The organism is Pseudomyxococcus flavus, assembly GCF_050038885.1.
Classification (GTDB): Bacteria; Myxococcota; Myxococcia; order Myxococcales; family Myxococcaceae; genus Myxococcus; species Myxococcus flavus.
On sequence record NZ_CP143624.1, the window covers coordinates 1,762,722 to 1,778,684 of the forward strand.

Sequence of the window (15,963 nt, forward strand, 5' to 3'; positions counted from 1 at the left end):
CCACGGTACAGCGGCGCGGCCCCCGCCCACGTGAAAGGAGGGCCGCGCCGGCCTTCACTCAGTTCGCGGTGAAGGTGGTGTCGTTGCGGTACAGCAGGGTCTGCGACCAGTTGGACGTGTAGACGAGCGTGTCCACACGGTACGTCCCGGCCGGACGCGAGGTCGGAATCACCAGCGTCGAGGTGAACGCGCGCGTCTGGCCCGCGGTGAACGCCTGGCTGTAGAACTGCTCGTCAATCAGCGTGTACGGCGACGCGGCGCTGCGAATCTCGTACTTCACCACCAGCGTCTGCGCCGTGGGCGACGTCACCGAGCCAGTGACCTGGAAGCTCTGCCCCCGCGTCACGGTGGACGGGCTCACGGTGGCCCTGGACGTCGACAGCGTGCCCCCCGGCGACGGCAGGTTCGCGTAGAAGCTCTTGAACAGCGCGGCCGCGTTCGGGAACTCCGTCTGGAAGGTGTGGCCACCGTTGCTGTCGACGTTGGAGAGCTGGTGGTGACCGTCCGGCGCCTGGTAGTCGAAGTAGGAGTGGTAGCCGACGTTGTTGGCCGGGTCGAAGATGAACGACAGCATCTGCTGCACGAAGTAGGTGTTGTCGCCGCCGCCCGTGGTGGCCGCGTCATTCACGCCCCATTCGGGCACGGACAGCCGCTTGCCGCGCGCCTGCGCGAAGTTGCGGAACCTGGTGAGCGCCGGGGCGAACTGGACGTTCCAGTTCTCCTGCCACCGGGCCAGCCGACACGCGCCCGTGCACCCGGAGGGAATCGGATAGCGGCCGTTCCACCCCTGGTCATAGAGGTCGAAGCCGATGTAGTCGACGTACGCGTTGCCCGGGTACGTCGCCGCGAGGTCGCTGGCGGAGATGTCGTAGTTCGGATTCCAGTCGAACTCGAAGCCCGCGTTGGGCTGCGCCGTGCGCATGGCCGTCACGATGCGGCGGAAGCACTCGGCGAAGTTCGCCTGCTGGCCGTTGCCCGAGTACCAGGGCATCCAGCTGCCGCTGAACTCCCAGCCCAGGCGGATGATGCTGCGCTGGAGGCCCGCGTTGGCCATGTTGTTGGCCAGGTTCCGGAACCGGAAGTCATAGGCCCCCGTCGCGCACTGCGCGAGCGAGCCCTGCCCGGACGGGAACATGGCCACGGAGTAGTTCAGCCGGCGTCCGGCCTTCGCCCTCACCCACGCGCCCCAGGCGTTCAGCTGCCAGGACGGGTTCTCGATGTTGGCCCAGCTGTCCTTCGGCTGGTGCCCCTGCCCCATCGTCACCTCGTGCCCGAGCCAGGCGGAGTACGCGTTGATGAGGTTGGGCGCGTTGTAGATCTCACCGCGATAGACGCCCGTGATGGGCTGCGCCTGCGCCCCAGCGGGAAGCGCGACGGCCCCCGCGACGGCCAGCAACGACGTGACGGCGGAGAACAGCTTCTGGACTCCCAGCTTCATGACAGCACTCCTCGACGTCGATGATTTCCACAGATTCGGCTTTTACTCGATTAACGAAACCTGAGACATGCTGTCAATCCAGACCCCCTCCCCTCCCCGTCGGAGTCCTGTCGCCTCTGAGTGAAAGTCGCACTTCCTGATGCCGTGGCCGCTGCCTTGACCGGCCTGTCGCAATCCCCGATAAGCGGCTGGCGCCGCAGTTGAGACTGCGACGCAAAACCAAAAACGGGATTGCGGATGTTCTCGGCATTCACCTCGCTCGCCCTGCTGCTCTCGGCGGCCCCCGCGGAGCCGGCATCCGCAGCGCCGCCCCCTCCTTCCGAAGCCGCGCCCGCGCAAGTCCAGCCGCCCACTCGCATCGACAGCGTCACCGTCCCCTATCCGGCGGTGGAGCTGGCCGCGGGGCGTGAAGCGGACGTGGTGCTGCGCCTGACCATCGACGAGCACGGCGTGGTGACAGAGGCGGAGGTGGTGCGCTCGGCGGGCGAGGCCTTCGACGAGGCGATTCGCACCGCCGCCCGCGACTTCCGCTTCGAGCCCGCCCGCGTCGGCGGGGAACCCGTCGCGTGCCAGATTGAGCTGGTCCACTCCTTCCGGCTGGGCACGGACGCGCCCCCCGAGCCCGCTCCCGAGCCCTCCCCCGAGCCGCTTCCGGAGGAAGCCCAGGCAGCCCCGGCGGAGCCGCCCCCGCCGGAGGAGAAGACGCTGGAGACCACGGTGTCGGGCCGCTCGGAGGCGGAGCGGATGCGCCAGTCCGCGGAGGCCGTGCGCGTCGTCAGCACCACGCGCGCGCGGGCGCGCTCGGTGGACATGGGCCAGGTGCTGGCGGCGCAAGAGGGCGTGGAGGTGCGCCGCAGCGGCGGCCTGGGCAGCACCATCCGCTTCTCGCTGAACGGCCTCACCGACGACCAGATTCGCTTCTTCCTCGACGGCGTGCCGCTCGACCTCTCCGGCTATCCCTTCGGCTTCGCCAACGTACCGGTGAACCTCGTCGACTCGATTCAAATCTACCGGGGCGTGGTGCCCTCACGCTTCGGAGCGGACGCGCTGGGCGGCGCCGTCAACCTCACCTCGGCGCCGCTCCGGGAAGGGGCCCATGGCGCCGTGTCGCTGCAGGGTGGCGCCTTCGGGACGTACCGGCTGACGCTGGGCGGCAGCTACCGGCCCGCCGCCCGTGGCTTCTACACCCGGGCCCACTTCTTCGCGGACACCTCCCGGAACGACTACCGGGTGGACGTGGAGGACACCGACGACAGCGGGCAGATTCGCCCCGTCACCGTGAAGCGCTTCCATGATGGCTACCAGGCGCTGGGCGGCGGGCTCGAGGCCGGCTTCGAGCAGCTCGCGTGGGCGGACCGCATCGCCCTGCGCGCCTTCGGCTCCGGCTACGACAAGGACCTGCAGCACAACCTGTCGATGAGCGGCGGTCCCTTCGGCGAAGCGCGCTACGGCGGCACCGCGCTCGGCACGCAGCTGCTCTACGAGAAGGCCTTCTCCGACACGGTGCGCGTGGACGCGCTGGCCGGCTACGCGCGGCAGACCACCGACTTCCAGGACACGTCCCTGTGGGTCTACGACTGGTTCGGCAACCGGGTGGCCGAGCGGCGGGTAGCGGGCGAGCTGGGCGGCGACGCCACGGACCAGACGATCTGGCAGCAGTCCTTCTACGGCCGCGCCAACGCGAGCTGGGACTTGAGCCGGAACCAGACGCTGCGGCTCGCCTTCGCGCCCACCTTCACGGGGCGCACCGGCGAGGAGCGGCGGCTGGTCAGCCCCAGCGACGTGGACCCGCTCTCCGCGGACCGCAGCGTCCTCACCGCCGTCACCGGGCTGGAGTACCAGCTCAACGCCTTCGACGACGCGGTGGAGCTGATTGTCTTCGGCAAGGACTACCTCTACGCGGCCCGGGCCCAGCAACTGCTACCCACCGGCGAGTGGCGCAGCAAGGACCGTGACCTGCACCAACTGGGAGGTGGCGCGGCGCTGCGGCTGCGCGTGGCCGAGCCCGTCTACCTCAAGGTCAGCTACGAGCGCGCCACGCGGTTGCCGCGGATGGACGAGCTGTTCGGCAACGGCGTCCTCATCCGGGAGAACCTCGACCTGGCGCCGGAGACCAGCCACAACGTGAACGCGGGCATCGCCACCGCGCCGCTGCGCACGGGGCTCGGGGTGTTCCGCGGCGAGCTGAATGGCTTCGCCCGGTTCGCGCAGGACCTCATCATGCTCGCGGGCAGGGGCCGCGACTGGACGTACCGGAACGTCTACGGGGCGCGGGCGCTGGGCATCGAGGGCGCAACGGGCTGGAGCTCACCGGGAGGCTGGCTGCACGTGGACGCCAATGCCACCGTTCAGGACATCCGCAACACGTCCAGCCAGGGCACCTACGGCGCCTTCGAGGGCGAGCGGCTGCCCAACCGACCGTCGTTCTTCTTCAACGCCACCGCGCGACTGTCACTGCGCGGCGTGGCCACGGCCGAAGACGAGCTGTCCCCCTTCTGGACCGCGCGCTACGTCCACGGCTTCTTCCGCAACTGGGGCGGACCGGGCATGGTGAGCACGAAGGACACCATCGACAACCAGTTCGCCCAGGCGGCGGGCGTCGGCTACAAGGTCCGGCTGCAGGGCTTCTCCCTGGGCCTCAGCACCGAGCTCGACAACCTCACCGACGCGCGGCTGTTCGACTTCTTCGGCGTGCAGCGGCCTGGCCGCTCGGGGTGGCTCAAGGCCACCGTGGAGTACTGACACAAGCCCGGCCGCCGCCCGCCTCCACAACGCGGGCGGCGCCATAGCGCGCCAGCTTCAGCGCACCTTCACGAGCTGGTAGGCCCAGCCCAGCGTCTCGAAGCGCTTCACCGCGGAGCCGTTACCGTTCAGCTCCCACACGGCGGTGGACGCGTAGTCCTGAGTGGGCAGCAGCAGGAAGGTCCGCCCTTCGATGGAGAAGGCGTAGTAGCCGCCGGCAATCCAGTCCAGGCCCTCGATGGGCGCGCCCTCGCCGGTCTCCAGGTTCACCTGCCACAGCTTCCAATGCGTGCCGTTGGTGACGTCGGCCGCCGTCGGCTCCGCGCTCAGGCCCGGGCTGTCGTCGTGGAACGCCGCCACCACGCCCACGCCGTCGCCGATGTACCGGAACGCAGCCGTCTGACGCCCGCCCACCATGGACGCCAGCGAGCGCGTCCACTCCTCGTCGATGGCCAGCTCACCCGCCTTGATGCGCACCGCGCAGGTGTCCGGCGCGGTGGCGTCCACCACGGGCGCGCCCGCGCTGAACACCCAGTTGCTGAAGTAGATGTTCCCGTCTTCGTCCTGCGTGGCCACGTCCAGACCGGGGCACGGCGCGTCCAGGAGCGCCACCAGGCTGTCATTCTCGTGCGAGTAGACAGCAATCTGGGAGCTGGGGGCGAAGCGATAGTAGTTGCCGTCCGTCCAGTAGAAGGGCTGGAACGAGTAGCCGCCACGCGCCACCACGGCCCGGTCATAGCTGGCGCGCACCACCAGCCCGTCGCGCTCCGTCGCCAGTCCGGGCGACTCGACAGGACCGGAGATGGTCATCGCCTCCGGGTTCCAGACGATGCGCCGCGACTCCTCCAGCTGCATGTACGCAGACGTCCCGTCCGCGAAGTGGTTGAGGTACAGCGGCGCCGTCGCCAGCCCGTAGCTGGCGAAGCTGATCTTCCCCGCCGCCTGGAAGCGCCCGCTGTCGAACACCGAGTAGCGGGTGAGCTCGGGCGCCTCGCCCGCGCCGACGAAGAGCTTCCCGCCAGCCGCGCCAATCGTCGCGAAGCCGGAGTGCTCGCTCGCCTGCTCCAGGTCGAGGCTCGTCACGTCGAGCGAGTCGAACACGCTCACGTACGTGACCGGCGACTCGCCCAGGATGGACGTGGCGAGGCTGTACATCGGCCCGCTCTCCGTCTCGTCGGGATTCACGTTCGGCTCCGAGTCCGACGAGCCACACGCCGTCAGCGAGGCGGCGAGGAACATGAGGGACGTCGTGGATGCAGTCGCCAGACGGCTGCGCTTGCGCATGGGTTTCTCCAAGGTGTGGTGAAGCGTGGACTCAGGTCGGCACCGCGGCGGGCATCGTCGCGGGAGCCTTCTTCTGAAGACGGGGGATGGCGCGGGCGGCGCCCACCAGCAGCAACGCGAGCACGAGGATTCCCACCTCGGTCGCGAGCACGAACGCGGAGCCGGAAGCCAGGGGCAGCCGCTGCATCCGGACCGCGTCGACAAGGGGCACGGCGAAGAGCCCCGCGCTGGCGAGGACCAGGAGGCGGCGCGCGGACGCCGCGGGCGAGCCCTCCACCCACGCGCTGACGATGCCCAGCGCCCAGGCCACGAAGAAGGCGGTGTGCTCCCAGCGGGGACGGTCCTCCAGCTCCGCGGGCAGCAGCTGGTTGGCCAGGAAGAGCACCGCCACCGCCAGCGTAAGCCCGGCGCAGACGCCCGCCGTCAGCCTGGCGAGCACGGTGTCGAAGCGGCTCTTCCCCTGCAGGCGCCGCCGCTCCAGCCAGAGCAGGTTGCCCGCCAGGATTCCGAAGGCGACGAGCCAGGACAGCAGCGCGTAGAGCACCTTGGCGGGGAAGCTGGCCCAGGTCGCGAAATGCAGGCCGTACAGCGGGTCCATCACCTGCGTGTAGAGCGTGCCACCGCCCGTATCGCGCGCCCAGATGACGTCCCCCTCGCGCGTCACCCGCACGTGCGTGAAGGCATGCAGCGAGCCCTCCGTCTCGCCCGGCAGGTGGACCGTGCCGTTCGCGTCCCCCAGGTGGTCGAAGAAGAAGTGGTGGTGCTCTGACCGCGGGAAGCGCGCCTTCGCCAGCGCCAGGGCCTGGCCCAGGTCGGGCGCGCCGCCGGGCTGTCCGGAAGGCGCGGTGGGCGTGGGCCAGTCCACGGCCACATCCGTGGCCTTCACGTCCCCGTCCAGCGCGGCGGACACCACCGCCGGCGTGTACCAGTCCGACAGGCACAGGATTCCGCCGGTGACGGCGAAGACGAACAGGAAGGGCGCGCTGATGACCCCTGTCACCTTGTGCGCGTCCGACCACAGCGTGCGCCGGGACGACTCCGGGCGGAACTGCACCAGCTCCCGCACCAGCCGGCCCAGCTGGATGAGCAGCCCCGTGACGACGAGGAGCAGCAGCACGCCCGACGCGATTCCCGCCAGGTGCTTGCCGAAGGGCAGCGGCTCCAGGAAGTGCATCGCGTTGAGGAACTCGCCCAGGTCGCTGCGCTCGCCGAGCTGCCGGCCCGACACCGGGTCCATCCAGGTGGAGCGGATGGCGCCGTCGGGCGACATGCGCCACAGCCGCAGCCACGGCTCCTCGTCGGTGGGCAGGGAGATGCCGAACCACACGGGCCGCGCCGCGGTCTCCGCCTCCGCCAGCCGCTGGGCGAGCTGGACGGCCTGCGCCTCCGGCACCGCGATGGGCGCGCGGAACGTGGGCTCCTGCCACGGCGCCAGCTCCTCCGCGAAGAGCGCGAAGGAGCCCAGGAAGAACAGCACGAAGAGAATCAGCGACGACAGCACGCCGGACCAGGCGTGCGCGTCCCAGAGGATGGAGTACGAGCGGGGAGACAGCTTCACGTGAGCACCAGGATGGCGGACGACACGGCGGCCACCACCGCCGAGCCCACCCAGGCCCGCGCGCCGCTTCGGGCCAGCAATGCCAGACACGCCGCGAGGACCATCGCCGGCAACACGACCAGGTACGCGAGCAGGTATCGGACGTCCCTGGCGGCGGGCAGCACCGCCACCAGCGCCAGCGTCGCCAGCACCGCGGCCGCGGGCGCCGCCGCCACCGCGGCGCCGATGCGGGCGGCGCCATGCACATGCTTCGCAGCCATCAGCGCGCCCCCACCCAGGCCAGCACCACGCCGAGCGCGCTGACCGGCACCACCCACCGCGTGACGCGCGGCCACAGCGGACCACACAGTGCGAGGACCGGTGCGGCCAGCATCGCCACCACCGTGGCCGTCGTCAGCCCGACGCCCAGCCCCTGTGCCCTCACACCCACGACCACGCCCGCCAGACACGCCACAGCGCCCACGGCGCGGAGCCACCCACGGTGACGGGTGAAGACGCCCTGGGGCGCACGAGCCGTCGTGGACAGGAGCACGGCGATGCCCAGCAGGATGAGCAGGGTCGAAACCGCCATGTTCTCCTCGAAGCAAAGCGCTATTGAGAATCACTCTCAATATCGAGAGGGCGCCATATCACCCCCGCCACGCGATGATGTCAAGACAGGCGCTCAGACGTGGAACGCGCGCTGGCTCGGCATTCCACGCACAGCGGGACGGAGCCGCGCCAGGCTCCGTCCGCGCCGTGACACGCTCAGTAGGGGCTGGCGGTGGGCCGGACGATGATTTCGCTCACGTCCACGTCGGCGGGCTGCTCGATGGCGAAGGCGATGCTCCGGGCGATGGCCTCGGCCGGAATCGCCATCCGCCGGAACTCGCGCATGCCCTCGCGTGCGCCCGGGTCGGAGATGGTGTCGGCGAGCTCGGACGTCGTCACGCCCGGTGAAATGACGGTGACCCGGATGTCACCGCCGACCTCCTGACGCAGGCCCTCGGAGATGGCGAGCACGGCGAACTTGGTCGCGCAGTACACCGCGGCCGTGGGCACCACGGAGTGGCCGCCGATGGAGGACAGGTTGACGAACTGGCCGGAGCGCTGGGCCTTCATGATGGGCAGCCCCGCGGCGATGCCGTGCAGGACACCGCGGATGTTGACGTCAATCATCCGGTCCCACTCGTCCACCTTGAGCGCCTCCAGGTTCGACAGGGGCATGACGCCCGCGTTGTTGATGATGACGTCGAGGCGGCCGTGCTCGGCGCGGGCGAAGCCCATGAAGGACTCGACGTCCTCCCGCTTCGTGACGTCCAGCTTGCGGTAGCGCGCCGAGCCCCCGCCCGCGCGGATGGCGGACACCAGGGCTTCGAGCCGGTCCGTCCGGCGCGCGCCCAGGACGACGTGCGCGCCCCGCTGCGCGAGCAGCCGAGCCGTCGCCTCCCCGATTCCGCTGCTCGCGCCGGTGATGGCAATGACCTTCCCTTCAATTCCAGACATGTGGATGCGCCTCGTGACTGCGGATTGGACGACCGCAATCTGCGCGCTCCCGCCGCGGAAGCAGTACTCCGATGCTCCCGGGTTCTTGCCCAATCCTGCACGAACGTGCGAATGACGCTGGCCTCGAGGGCCGGGCCGCATACGCTTCTCCGCAGGATGATGGCCCACCCCACCCCGAAGCAACCAGCCGAGCTGGCGCGGCTGCTGGAGAGGCACACGCCCGCGGACGGCGTCCATGAGAGCGCCATTCCGCGCGTGTTCCTGATTCGCGCCTCACGGCCCAGCGAGCCCATACATGCCTTGCACGAACCTGCGCTGTGCATCATCGCGCAGGGCCGCAAGCAGGTGATGCTCGCGGACCAGCTCTTCCCCTACGGCCCGGAGCAGTGCCTGGTGGTGTCGGTGGACCTCCCCGTCACGGGACAGGTCACGGAGGCCACGCCTGGAGCCCCCTACCTGTGCCTCCGCGTCGACCTGGACCCGGGACAGCTCAGCGCGCTGATGCTGGAGGCCTCGCTGGAGCCCACCGGGCGCAGGTCCCCCGGACCGGCCATGTCGCTCAGTCCTGCCGAGCCCGCGCTGCTGGATGCGGCCACCCGGCTCGTGCGGCTCCTGGACACGCCCCGGGACATCCCCTTCCTGGCGCCCCTCTGCATCCGGGAGATGCTCTACCGGCTGTTGTCGAGCGAGCACGGCGCGCGCCTGCGGCACATCGCCCTGGCCCAGGAGCGGCTCGACTCCGTCAACCGCGCCATCACCTGGCTCAAGCACCACTACACGGAGCCGCTGCGCATCGAGAAGCTCGCGCGCGTGGCGCACATGAGCACCTCCGCGCTGCACCACCACTTCAAGAGCATCACCGCCATGAGCCCGCTCCAGTACCAGAAGCACCTGCGGCTCCAGGAGGCCCGGCGGCTGATGCTGGGGCAGGCGCTGGACGCGGCCTCGGCGGGCCACTCGGTGGGCTACGAGAGCCCCTCGCAGTTCAACCGGGAGTACAGCCGCCTGTTCGGCGCGCCGCCCGCGCGGGACATCGCCCGGCTGCGCAGCACGCTCCAGGAGGGCAATGCGTCAACTTGACGCACACCCCACCCGGAGCGCCGGGATATGACGTGCGGGTGTCCACCGCGCCGACCCACACCGGAGCGCCGCCGCGCGACGCCCCGGCCGCGCCCCCGAGCCCGCCGCGCTCTGCGTTCCGGCGCACCGCTGGCGACATGGTGGCGCGGCTGTCCTCCAGCGACATCGCGCTGGGCTGGCTCGTCCGCCTGCGCTGGCACGCCGCCGCCGGTCAGGCGGTGACGGTGGCCTTCGCCGTCCGGGGCCTGGAGCTGGAGCTGCCGGTGGCACCGCTGCTGGCGCTGGTGGCCACGACGGCGCTGTCCAACGTGTTCCTCGCGCTCTGGCTCCGCCGCGCGCCGTCCATCCGACCGGGGCTGCTGGGCGCCGTGCTCGCGTTCGACACCGTGCTGCTGACGGGCCTGCTCGCGCTGTCGGGAGGCCCGTCCAACCCCTTTGGCATGCTGTACCTCGTCCACGTGACGCTGGCGGCCATCGTGCTGGGGCCACACTGGACGGCGCTCATCGCGCTGCTCTCCGTGGTGGGCTCGGCCAGCCTCTTCGCCGTCCACGTCCCGCTGCCGCCCTCGGTGAACGTGCCGGGCGCCCACGGGCTGGGCTCGCTCCATGTCGTGGGCATGTGGGTCGCCTTCACGCTCACCGCGCTCATCATCGCCTTCGTCGTCGCCCGCGTGGCCGCCGCGCTGCGGGACAGACAGGCCGCGCTGGCGCGCACGCAGCGGCTCGCGGCGCGCGCGGAGAAGCTCGCGTCACTGTCCACCCTCGCGGCGGGCGCGGCGCATGAGCTGGGCACGCCGCTGGGAACCATCGCCATCGCCGCCAACGAGCTGGACGCCCTCATCCTGGAAGAACCCCAGGAAGCCCTGGAGGACGCCCGCCTCATTCGCGACGAGGTCGAGCGCTGCCGGGACATCCTCGAGCGCATGAGCGCCCGCGCCGGGCAGACGCTGGGCGAGGTGCCCGAGCAGACGACGCCGGGCGCCGTCCTCGCGCGACTCCGGGAGCAGCTCGGCGCGGCGGAGCAGGCCCGCCTCCAGCTCGAGCCCGGGCCCGACGTGCCCTTCTGGTGCCCTGTGCGGGGGCTGGTGCAGGTCTTGATGAACCTGGTGCGCAACGGGCTGCACGCGAGCGAGGCCACCCAGGCGAGCGTCCTCGTCTCCGCGCACCGGGAGGCGGACCGCCTGCGCTTCGTCGTCGAGGACCAGGGCACCGGCATCCCTCGCGCGCTGATGGCCCGGCTGGGAGAGCCCTTCTTCACCACCAAGCCCGCGGGCCAGGGCATGGGCCTGGGGCTGTTCCTCACCCAGACGTATGCCGAGCTGTGCGGAGGCCGCTTGGAATTGAGCTCCGAGGAGGGCCACGGCACGCGCGTGACGCTGGAGCTGCCCTTGCGGACGGAGACGGTCCATGCCGCCGGGTGAGGCGCCGTCCCGAGTGCTCGTCATCGACGACGATGAGCGCTTCCGCGAGCGGCTGGTGCGGGCCTTCGTGCGGCACGGCTTCGAGGCCCGGGGCGCGGCCAGCGCGCGGGAGGCGCTCGACGCCGCGCGGGACTTTCGCCCGGGCTATGCCGTCATCGACCTGCGGCTGCCCGACGGCTCCGGCCTGGAGCTGGTGCGCGAGCTGAAGGCGATGGACGCGAGCACCACCGTCGTCGTGCTGACCGGCTACGGCAGCATCGCCACGGCGGTGGAGGCCGTGCGGCGCGGCGCCACGCACTACCTGGCCAAGCCCGCGGACGTGGATGACATCCTGCTCGCCTTCGCTGGCGCCACCCTCCCCTCCGGTCAGGAGGCCGCGCTCACCCACGAGGTGCCGTCCCTGGCGCGCGCGGAGTGGGAGCACATCCAGCGCGTGCTGGCGGACTGTGGCGGCAACATCTCCCAGGCGGCCCGGCTGCTGCGCATCCAGCGGCGGAGCCTGCAGCGCAAGCTGGCCAAGTACCCCGTCGCCAAGTGAGCGCGGTGGGGTGCGTCAGCAAGACGCACGAGGCGCTGGCCACGAGCCGTTAGGGTCGCTCGCGTCAGGAGGCTCGATGTCCGCGCCACGCTGGAGTGCCCTGCTGCTCACCCTCACCTTGTCGTTCGCCGGAGGCTGCACCCGGACGCCCGCCGACGGCGGGTGGAAGGAGGAGAACGGTGGCATCCAGTGCCAGGAACTCCAACACCTGGCCTGCACGGGCCTCTATGGCGCGGGAGGCAAGGGCTGGGCGGCCAAGGCGATTCCTCCCGAGGTTCGTCCCTACGAGCCCGGCCTCCAGCTCTGGAGCGATGGGTTGGACAAGGCGCGCTTCATCTACCTGCCCCCCGGCACGAAGGTGGAAACGTCGAACCCCGATGAGTGGCGCTTCCCGGTGGGGACCAAGCTCTGGAAGGAATTCAGTTGGAAGGGACGGCGCATCGAGACGCGCTTCCTCTGGAAGCGCCCGGACGGAAGCTGGCTTCGGACCACGTATCGCTGGAGCGACGACGAGAAGACGGCACTCGAGTTGACCAGCGGCGAGAAGAACGTGCCCGGGACGGAGGGCTTCGAAATCCCCAGCCAGGTGGACTGCCAGTCCTGCCACCGCGGGCGCGCGGACGAGGTGCTCGGCTTCGAGGCCATTGCCCTGGCCCATGAAGGCGCGCGCGGGCTCACGCTGGCGAAGCTGGTGGAAGAGGGGTTGCTGAGCCATCCGCCCCAGGACGTCCCCCGCGTCCCCGGCACGCCGGTGGAGCAGGCCGCGCTGGGCTACCTGCACATGAACTGCGGCGTGTCCTGCCACAGCGGCAACCGCATGGCGCTGGGGAGCAGCTCCGGGCTGCACCTTCGCCTGGAGGCAGGTGAGCTCGGCTCCGCGCAGGCCACGGACACCTGGCGCACGTCGGTGGGCGTGAAGGCGTTCTTCCAGACCTCGGGATTGTTTGGAGACAGCGCTCTGCGCGTGGCGCCTGGGGACGTGGCGCGCAGCTCGGTGCTCCACCGCATGAGTCAGCGCGGCGGCGCCATTCAGATGCCGCCGCTGGGCACGCACGTGGTGGACGAACAAGGCCGGGCGCTCATCCAGCGTTGGATTGAGTCCATGCCAGCGGCAAAGAAGGGTGGATAGACAACATGCTCTACTCGGTGGTGCTCCTCCTCCACTCCTGGCTGCGCTGGGGAGTGGTGGTGCTGGGCGTGCTCGCGCTCGTGAAGTCGCTGATGGGATGGAGGCGAGGCAGGGACTGGACGTCCGGAGACCGCGGACTCCAGGTTGCCTTCACCGCGACCTTCGACCTCCAGATGCTGCTGGGGATGACGCTCTACTTCGTGCTCAGCCCGCTCACGCCTCGCAGCCTGGAGGCGCTCCGGATGAACATGTCCATCGGCCAGCTGCGGTTCTTCGGACTGGAGCACCCGCTGCTGATGCTCCTGGCCCTCACGGCCGCGCACGTGGCCTCCGGCCTGTCTCGTCGAGCCACGAGCGCCGTAGCGAAGCATCGCGCCTGGGCCCTGGGCTTGCTCATCACCATGCTGCTCGTCGTCCTCGCCATCCCCTGGCCAATGCTGTCCTACGGCCGTCCGCTGCTCCGAGGCTTCTGACTCCCTGACGAGGAAGGGCGTTCCCCATGGCCTGCCGTGCCGTGCCCGCCTTCCTCTCGTACGCCAGCTATCGCTGACGCGCCTGTCGTTCAGCGCGATGAATACGCATGCGTATCGGAGTAATCCTCTGTTTGAGCGCGTAGAGTGCCGTGTATGCACAGACACGGGACGTCCAGGGGCACGACAGCAATGGTGGCCGCGGTGCTGCTCACCTGGAGCATGGCGCTGGGCGGCTGCGGGAAGAGCAAGGCACGCGAGGCGCTCGCCACGAAGCTGGAACAGCGCATCCGCACCGCCTCGGAGGCGGGAGGCACCTTCCACCTGCCCGAGGTCACGGACTTCGACTGGGACACGCTGCACATCTTCACGCCCTACGTGGGCGCCGACGAAGTCCGGAAATGGCTTGGCATTGAGTGGTCCGGGGCGCGGGATGTCCCCGAATCAGAATGCCTGCTCGTCTTCGTGAAGGGGGACGAGGTGGTCATGGACCTCGACTTTCCTCGCGTGAAGGGCGACTTCGCGGACTTGAAGAAGCATCGCCTCAGCCGGAACGAAGCCCGGTTCGCCGTCCCCCAGGGCGGCATGCGGCTCGAGAACGCCGTGGAGGCGCTCTAAACCTCTAGCCGAGAACGGACTCGCATCCCGTGACATCTCAAGGTGCGCCCAAGGCCTGGACGACCAGGACATCCAGCTCGATGACATCGCCTGGAGCACCTTCGGCGCCAGTCACCTCCACGGACACCCGTTCCGTTCCGGCCGGAGCCGTCAGCTCGCGAGCCGTCCGAACCCACTGCTCGGAGAGCACGGGGCTGGAGAGCGTCTCCGCCTGCAGCTCCCGGCCGCCCGAGTCGCGCCAGCTCACCCGCATCTCGGCAACCAGCGAGCGCCCCGGCGTCCCGCGTGCCCAGAAAGAGGCGCGGTGCGCCCCTGGCGATGCAGCGAACCCCGGCCAGTTATCGAGGTGGACGCCCCAGCCGTGCGGACCGGTCACCTGCACGCGCATGCCCGCTTCGCCCTCTCTCGCTGCGGCGGGCGCTGTCGAAACGGTCGCCGAGTACCACGCAATCCAGTATCCGAGCCCCGTCTCCAGGGAAGCCGTCTCGGCATCGAGCAGATTGGAGGTCGGGGAATGGTCGATGATGGCGGGCTCGCAGGCGGTCAGCGCCACGGCCAGCAACAGCTTGCTCCAGCGCCTCCGTCTCATCGCTCTGCCTCGCGGTCTCGGCCCTCACAGGACAGCGTCCCACGGGCACGCTGGACCGCCTCCGCGTAGTGCCCGCGCCGGAACTGTTGTTCGTGCCGGGCCCAGTGGACGCAGGCGCGCTGCGCGTCCTTGAGCTGGTACGTCAGCAACGAGCCCAGCTCGAAGCTGAGGCGCTCCCGCGTCGCCACCGGCTGCTTGCGCATCGCCTCCTCGAGGTACCTCGCCGCTTGCTCGAACTCGTGCCGACCGCGAAGGACCTCCAGCTCTCGCAAGACGTCCTCAGCGCTCGGAGCACGAACCGGCGTGGGGGAAACGCGGGAGGAAGCCGTCTTCCGACTGGGCGACGCCAGCGGCTGGGGCCGCTCTGGCTCGGGAGGCGCTGGCTCGGGAGGCGCTGGCTCGGCAGGTTCGGCCACTGGCCACTCCAACGTCTGACCCAACCTCACTTGAACTACCCCTCCACTGTGCCGACGGAAGGCAATGGCGCCTTCGTGCAGGGTGACCGCGCCTCCCTCCCCCCGCTCCTCCACCGTGAAGCGCGTGCCCATGACCTCGATGGCGCCGCCTGACACGAGCACGACGGCAGGGGGCGCACCCGGCTGGCGGTGATTCACCGAGAACTCCGCGCGCCCGCGGACCAGTCGCACCCCGGAGGGCTCGCGGCGTACGACGAGCGGCCCCTGGTTCCGGAGGGTGATGCCTCGGGCCGCGTCCATCAGGGCGGCCTCGCCCCCTTGAATCTCCACACCCGCGGCGCCTTCCCGCACCGTCAGGTCGGCACTGGCCTGCGCGACCTCGAGTCCCCCAAGAGAGCGCGCGGCGGGAGCGCGCATGAAGAACACCACGAGAGCCAGCGCCGCCGCCGACGCTGCGACTCCCCAGAACGCAGGACGTCTGTGCCATGCAGGCCTCGGCTCGCGTGCATCCCGCACTCGCGACCACAGCCGGGCCCGGACAGCAGGGGGCATCCCTTGCTCGCGGCGGAGCGAGTCTTCACGCCGGAGCTCTGCGCGGAAGTCACGGGGAGCCATCGTCCACCTCCCATCCCCAGGCCAACAGGCGGCCCTGGGCGCGGCTGATCAGCTTCGACACGTAGCCCTCTGACAGCGAGAGGAGCTGGGCAATCTCGCGCTGGCTCAGGTCATCCAGAATCTTCAATGCCATCACCACCCGCTCCTGCCCCGGCAAGCGGTCCAGCGTCGCCGTGGCGCTGCGCACCGCCTGTCGCCGCGCGAGGGCCGCCTCCGGCGTGGCCTCCGTCTCCGCGGGCTGCACTGGAAACAAGAGGTCGGCGATGCGCTGTCGAAACGTCTTCTCGCGCCGCAGGGCGGAGAACGCCACGTTCTGCGTGACGCGAAAGAGCCAGCCCCTCACATCCTCCTCGCGCAGCCAGGCCTGGTGCTCCCAGGCCTTGAGGAAGACGTCATGTGTGACGTCTTCGGCCCAGCCCGAACGACCGGCCGCATACCGCATGGCCCAGACGTAGACGGCCTCGGCGTGCTCCTCGTAGAGCGTGTCGAATGACACGGGCCGGGCAGGCAGAGCGGGCGGGGCCTTGGAGTGGAGAGCACGCGACATCCATCACCTGAGGACCTACGTTTGAAGCCGAAG

Annotated in this window: 16 protein-coding genes; 7 read left to right on the forward strand and 9 right to left on the reverse strand. The window is 70.2% G+C overall.

All coding sequences use genetic code 11. From position 1 onward, the window contains the following. Positions 1-58: 58 nt before the first annotated feature. Positions 59-1,438: a glycoside hydrolase family 26 protein gene (locus tag VZL07_RS07335; protein ID WP_426754638.1), complete on the reverse strand. Its 1,380-nt coding sequence runs from the start codon at positions 1,436-1,438 to the stop codon at positions 59-61. Positions 1,439-1,675: 237 nt separating this feature from the next. Here VZL07_RS07335 and mxcH point away from each other — a divergent pair, with 237 nt between their 5' ends. Further along, positions 1,676-4,180 carry a TonB-dependent siderophore myxochelin receptor MxcH gene (gene mxcH, locus VZL07_RS07340; RefSeq protein ID WP_426754639.1) on the forward strand — a complete coding sequence of 835 codons (2,505 nt, stop codon included), beginning with the start codon at positions 1,676-1,678 and terminating at the stop codon, positions 4,178-4,180. Positions 4,181-4,237: 57 nt separating this feature from the next. On the opposite strand, the gene VZL07_RS07345 is transcribed toward mxcH, so the two are convergent. The 5 genes from VZL07_RS07345 to VZL07_RS07365 all read right to left on the reverse strand — a co-directional run bounded on the left by VZL07_RS07345 (position 4,238) and on the right by VZL07_RS07365 (position 8,507). Then, complete coding sequence (locus VZL07_RS07345) at positions 4,238-5,464, reverse strand: MxcI (RefSeq protein ID WP_426754640.1); 1,227 nt, start codon at positions 5,462-5,464, stop codon at positions 4,238-4,240. 31 nt (positions 5,465-5,495) lie between these two features. Continuing rightward, complete coding sequence (locus VZL07_RS07350; protein ID WP_426754641.1) at positions 5,496-7,022, reverse strand: PepSY-associated TM helix domain-containing protein; 1,527 nt, start codon at positions 7,020-7,022, stop codon at positions 5,496-5,498. Continuing rightward, the gene (locus VZL07_RS07355) at positions 7,019-7,282 is read right to left on the reverse strand and encodes a hypothetical protein (protein WP_426754642.1); all 264 of its coding nucleotides are present in this window, start codon (positions 7,280-7,282) and stop codon (positions 7,019-7,021) included. Before VZL07_RS07355 ends, VZL07_RS07350 begins: the two co-directional genes overlap by 4 nt. Further along, complete coding sequence (locus tag VZL07_RS07360) at positions 7,282-7,593, reverse strand: hypothetical protein (protein WP_426754643.1); 312 nt, start codon at positions 7,591-7,593, stop codon at positions 7,282-7,284. Before VZL07_RS07360 ends, VZL07_RS07355 begins: the two co-directional genes overlap by 1 nt. Before the next feature lie 176 nt (positions 7,594-7,769). Continuing rightward, the gene (locus tag VZL07_RS07365) at positions 7,770-8,507 is read right to left on the reverse strand and encodes an SDR family oxidoreductase (RefSeq protein ID WP_426754644.1); all 738 of its coding nucleotides are present in this window, start codon (positions 8,505-8,507) and stop codon (positions 7,770-7,772) included. A 156-nt stretch (positions 8,508-8,663) separates the two neighbouring features. Between VZL07_RS07365 and VZL07_RS07370 the strand changes: the two genes are divergently transcribed. The 6 genes from VZL07_RS07370 (at position 8,664) to VZL07_RS07395 (ending at position 13,763) form a co-directional block, all read left to right on the forward strand. Next, positions 8,664-9,587 carry an AraC family transcriptional regulator gene (locus VZL07_RS07370; protein ID WP_426754645.1) on the forward strand — a complete coding sequence of 308 codons (924 nt, stop codon included), beginning with the start codon at positions 8,664-8,666 and terminating at the stop codon, positions 9,585-9,587. Positions 9,588-9,625: 38 nt separating this feature from the next. Further along, the gene (locus VZL07_RS07375; RefSeq protein WP_426757251.1) at positions 9,626-11,008 is read left to right on the forward strand and encodes an ATP-binding protein; all 1,383 of its coding nucleotides are present in this window, start codon (positions 9,626-9,628) and stop codon (positions 11,006-11,008) included. Further along, on the forward strand, positions 10,995-11,546 hold the full coding sequence (locus VZL07_RS07380; RefSeq protein ID WP_426754646.1) for a response regulator transcription factor: 552 nt from the start codon (positions 10,995-10,997) through the stop codon (positions 11,544-11,546). Before VZL07_RS07375 ends, VZL07_RS07380 begins: the two co-directional genes overlap by 14 nt. Positions 11,547-11,622: 76 nt before the next feature. Further along, a complete protein-coding gene (locus VZL07_RS07385; protein WP_426754647.1) occupies positions 11,623-12,675 on the forward strand; it encodes a hypothetical protein in 1,053 nt (350 codons plus the stop codon). A gap of 5 nt (positions 12,676-12,680) precedes the next feature. Beyond that, positions 12,681-13,148, forward strand: a complete 468-nt coding sequence (locus VZL07_RS07390; RefSeq protein WP_426754648.1) for a hypothetical protein — start codon at positions 12,681-12,683, stop codon at positions 13,146-13,148. Positions 13,149-13,337: 189 nt separating this feature from the next. Then, a complete protein-coding gene (locus VZL07_RS07395) occupies positions 13,338-13,763 on the forward strand; it encodes a hypothetical protein (RefSeq protein WP_426754649.1) in 426 nt (141 codons plus the stop codon). Positions 13,764-13,800: 37 nt separating this feature from the next. Here the strand turns inward: VZL07_RS07395 and VZL07_RS07400 are convergent, their stop codons facing one another. The 3 genes from VZL07_RS07400 to VZL07_RS07410 all read right to left on the reverse strand — a co-directional run bounded on the left by VZL07_RS07400 (position 13,801) and on the right by VZL07_RS07410 (position 15,930). Continuing rightward, positions 13,801-14,352, reverse strand: coding sequence for a hypothetical protein (locus VZL07_RS07400; RefSeq protein ID WP_426754651.1), 552 nt, complete (start codon positions 14,350-14,352; stop codon positions 13,801-13,803). Continuing rightward, on the reverse strand, positions 14,349-15,185 hold the full coding sequence (locus VZL07_RS07405) for a FecR domain-containing protein (protein ID WP_426754652.1): 837 nt from the start codon (positions 15,183-15,185) through the stop codon (positions 14,349-14,351). The genes VZL07_RS07400 and VZL07_RS07405 overlap by 4 nt, the downstream gene beginning before the upstream one ends. Positions 15,186-15,369: 184 nt before the next feature. Beyond that, a complete protein-coding gene (locus tag VZL07_RS07410; RefSeq protein WP_426754653.1) occupies positions 15,370-15,930 on the reverse strand; it encodes an RNA polymerase sigma factor in 561 nt (186 codons plus the stop codon). Between the last annotated feature and the right edge of the window lie 33 nt (positions 15,931-15,963).

Bases quoted from the DNA above. Each gene is read 5' to 3' on its own strand.
- VZL07_RS07395 (WP_426754649.1), top strand. From the start codon at position 13,338: ATGGTGGCCGCGGTGCTGCTCACCTGGAGCATGGCGCTGGGCGGCTGC.
- mxcH (WP_426754639.1), top strand. From the start codon at position 1,676: ATGTTCTCGGCATTCACCTCGCTCGCCCTGCTGCTCTCGGCGGCCCCC.
- VZL07_RS07380 (WP_426754646.1), top strand. From the start codon at position 10,995: ATGCCGCCGGGTGAGGCGCCGTCCCGAGTGCTCGTCATCGACGACGAT.
- VZL07_RS07365 (WP_426754644.1), bottom strand. From the start codon at position 8,507: ATGTCTGGAATTGAAGGGAAGGTCATTGCCATCACCGGCGCGAGCAGC.
- VZL07_RS07335 (WP_426754638.1), bottom strand. From the start codon at position 1,438: ATGAAGCTGGGAGTCCAGAAGCTGTTCTCCGCCGTCACGTCGTTGCTG.
- VZL07_RS07370 (WP_426754645.1), top strand. From the start codon at position 8,664: ATGATGGCCCACCCCACCCCGAAGCAACCAGCCGAGCTGGCGCGGCTG.
- VZL07_RS07405 (WP_426754652.1), bottom strand. From the start codon at position 15,185: ATGCGCGCTCCCGCCGCGCGCTCTCTTGGGGGACTCGAGGTCGCGCAG.
- VZL07_RS07385 (WP_426754647.1), top strand. From the start codon at position 11,623: ATGTCCGCGCCACGCTGGAGTGCCCTGCTGCTCACCCTCACCTTGTCG.
- VZL07_RS07390 (WP_426754648.1), top strand. From the start codon at position 12,681: ATGCTCTACTCGGTGGTGCTCCTCCTCCACTCCTGGCTGCGCTGGGGA.
- VZL07_RS07355 (WP_426754642.1), bottom strand. From the start codon at position 7,282: ATGGCTGCGAAGCATGTGCATGGCGCCGCCCGCATCGGCGCCGCGGTG.
- VZL07_RS07360 (WP_426754643.1), bottom strand. From the start codon at position 7,593: ATGGCGGTTTCGACCCTGCTCATCCTGCTGGGCATCGCCGTGCTCCTG.
- VZL07_RS07345 (WP_426754640.1), bottom strand. From the start codon at position 5,464: ATGCGCAAGCGCAGCCGTCTGGCGACTGCATCCACGACGTCCCTCATG.
- VZL07_RS07410 (WP_426754653.1), bottom strand. From the start codon at position 15,930: ATGTCGCGTGCTCTCCACTCCAAGGCCCCGCCCGCTCTGCCTGCCCGG.
- VZL07_RS07400 (WP_426754651.1), bottom strand. From the start codon at position 14,352: ATGAGACGGAGGCGCTGGAGCAAGCTGTTGCTGGCCGTGGCGCTGACC.